Source organism: Caulobacter sp. (assembly GCF_049283275.1).
Classification (GTDB): domain Bacteria; phylum Pseudomonadota; class Alphaproteobacteria; order Caulobacterales; family Caulobacteraceae; genus Caulobacter.
In genome coordinates this window covers 1-2,285 of the sequence record NZ_JBAPVS010000375.1, presented here as the reverse complement: position 1 = coordinate 2,285, position 2,285 = coordinate 1, and the positions used below count along the sequence as shown (strand labels likewise).

Sequence of the window (2,285 nt, the reverse complement as noted above, 5' to 3'; positions counted from 1 at the left end):
GGCCTTTGCGGCGGGTTTGGCCGCGACCGGCTTTGCGGTGGCCGGAGCCGTCGTCTTAGCGGTCGGGGCGGCCTTGGCGGGCGCTTTGGCTTTCGCAGCGGGTGCCTTCGCTGCCGGGGCCTTCACGGCCGGGGTCGGCGCGGCCGGGGGCGGCGCGGGTTTGACCGGGGCCGGCGCGGGCTCGGCGGCCTTCACGGGTTGGGGCGCGGGCGCCGGGGCGGGTTTGGGAGCCGGGGACGGAGCGGCTTTCGGTTTGCCCGTCAGCCAGGCGATCACGTCGTCGATAATGCTCATCGTGTTTGGCTCGTCTATTAGGTAATGGGCGTTGTTGGGATAGATCTTGAGATCGGCGGCCGGATATTTCCGGCCGACTCGCTGCACGTCCTCGAGGGGCGTGGTGCGATCCAGGGCTCCGGCCAGGACCAGCAGGGGGACGGTCACTTTCGCGGCGTCGACCTGGGCGGCTCTGTTCGGATCCTTGTGGGGCCAGGCGAGGTCGGCCAGCACCTGACCGCTGTCGTGGACCATGGTTGCGTAGAGTGCGTCATGGCGCGTGGCCGGCACGGCGTTCATGACGCCGAACTTGAAGCCCGTCTTCCACATCTTGCCCGCCCTGGTTTCGGGCTTGGACTGTAAGGCCAAGTTCAGGAACGTAAAGACCGGCGAGAGCTTGGGTTTGCCGCGGGCGTCGGCCGGCGAGGCGGGGGCGAACAGCACCAGGCGATCGGCGTGGCCGGCCTCGGCGACCTTCTGGGCGATCAGTCCGCCCATGGAGTGGCCGAAGACGATCGGCTTCCTGCCGTCCTCCTTGGCCAGGGCCTGGGCCAAGGCGCTCATCTCGGCGACGTAGTCGGCCAGGGTCAGGCCGGCCAGGCCCGCCCGGGGGCCATCGACCGTACGCACGGCCGAGCGGATGGTCGGCGCCACGACGCGGTAGCCCTCGGTCCGCAGCCGCGCGGCCATGGGATCCCAGACGTCCCCAGCGCAACCGTAGCCGTGGATCAGCAGGATCGTGTCCGCCATTCCATACCCCTCAAGCGCGGCAAGATTCAGCCGCCGCGCGCGAACCCACCAAACGCGGAAACGACCTGTTCGTACACCGCGCGTTTGAAAGGTACGATCAGTTCGGGCGTTTCGTCGAGAGCGCCCCACATCCAGGCGTCAAACTCGATGTGCGCGTCGGCCTCCAAATCGATCTCGGAGTCGTCGCCCAGAAAGCGGAAAGCGAACCAAACCTGCTTTTGTCCCTTGAATCCACGAGCTTTTTTCGACGACGCGAAGTCGGCGGGGAAGTCGTAGATCAACCAGTTCTCGGTGCGGCCCAGATATTCGATCGAGGTGACGCCGGTCTCCTCGGCCAGCTCGCGGCGCGCCGCGGCCAGCAAATCCTCGCCCTCGTCGACTCCGCCTTGCGGAAATTGCCAGTTGTAGGGGGGCGGCTGATTGTGTCGCTTGCCCAGCCAAACGCGCCCGTCCGGATGAAACAGCACGACGCCGACATTGGCGCGGTGATCGGGGTAGGAGGCGAGATCGCTGGGACTCATCGCTTGGCCATGGCGGAGGCGGGGGCCAGTTGCAAGCCCCGGCCGGACAGGCCGGCGGCCCAGAGTCGCACCTGGTTGATCGTCACCGGATAGGCGAAGCCCGAACCCAGGGCCTGGCCGCGGCCGGCCGCGCCGACCTCCAGCATCCTCAGCTGGCCGTCGATCGAACCGGCGGCCAGTTCGTCGTCGATGATCCGGTCGGCCGAGGCGCGGGGGATCGGGCCGCCGCGCAAGCTGGCCTGGCCGTCGTCGATGAACGCCAGGCCCCGAGCCTTCAGGGCCAGGGTGAAGGTGGTCATGGCCGTGTCGCTGGTGACGAAGCGCGAGCCCAGATAGTTGGTCAGGCCGAAATAGCCGGTGGCGCGCGACATCAGCCATTCCAGCTTGCGCAGGGTGTCTTCCGGGCGGTTGGCGGCGATCAGGGTGTAAGGGCCTGGATCGTTTTCGGGATAGTCGAGCGGCTCCATCGGCGCTTCCAGCAGCACTTCGTGCCCATGGCTGCGGGCCAGGTCGATCCAGCCCTGCAGGCCCTCGGCATAGGGCGCGAACGACAGGGTGATCTCGGGCGGCAGGGTCTCGATGGCGGCGCGGGTGATTTGGGGGTTCAGGCCCAGGCCGCCGATCACCAGCGCCACGCGCGGGCGGCCGTCGGCGGTGAAGGGGCGAGCATAGGCCTCGGCGGGGGTGCGGCCGTCGGCGGCGATCGTCGGCAGCATGCCGCCGCCCGGGCCGGGCTGGTGG

At 68.7% G+C, this 2,285-nt stretch carries 3 protein-coding genes; all 3 read right to left on the bottom strand.

Going from position 1 to position 2,285, the window contains the following annotated elements:
* Positions 1 to 1,023, bottom strand: a 1,023-nt coding sequence (locus WAL33_RS21400) for an alpha/beta hydrolase (RefSeq protein ID WP_422184024.1), incomplete at its 3' end; no start/stop codon positions are given.
* Positions 1,024 to 1,049: 26 nt separating this feature from the next.
* Positions 1,050 to 1,544, bottom strand: coding sequence for an RNA pyrophosphohydrolase (locus WAL33_RS21395; RefSeq protein WP_422184023.1), 495 nt, complete (start codon positions 1,542 to 1,544; stop codon positions 1,050 to 1,052).
* Positions 1,541 to 2,285, bottom strand: a 745-nt coding sequence (locus WAL33_RS21390) for a divergent polysaccharide deacetylase family protein (protein ID WP_422184021.1), incomplete at its 5' end; no start/stop codon positions are given. The genes WAL33_RS21395 and WAL33_RS21390, both read right to left, overlap by 4 nt.

Bases quoted from the DNA above. Each gene is read 5' to 3' on its own strand.
- WAL33_RS21395 (WP_422184023.1), bottom strand. From the start codon at position 1,544: ATGAGTCCCAGCGATCTCGCCTCCTACCCCGATCACCGCGCCAATGTC.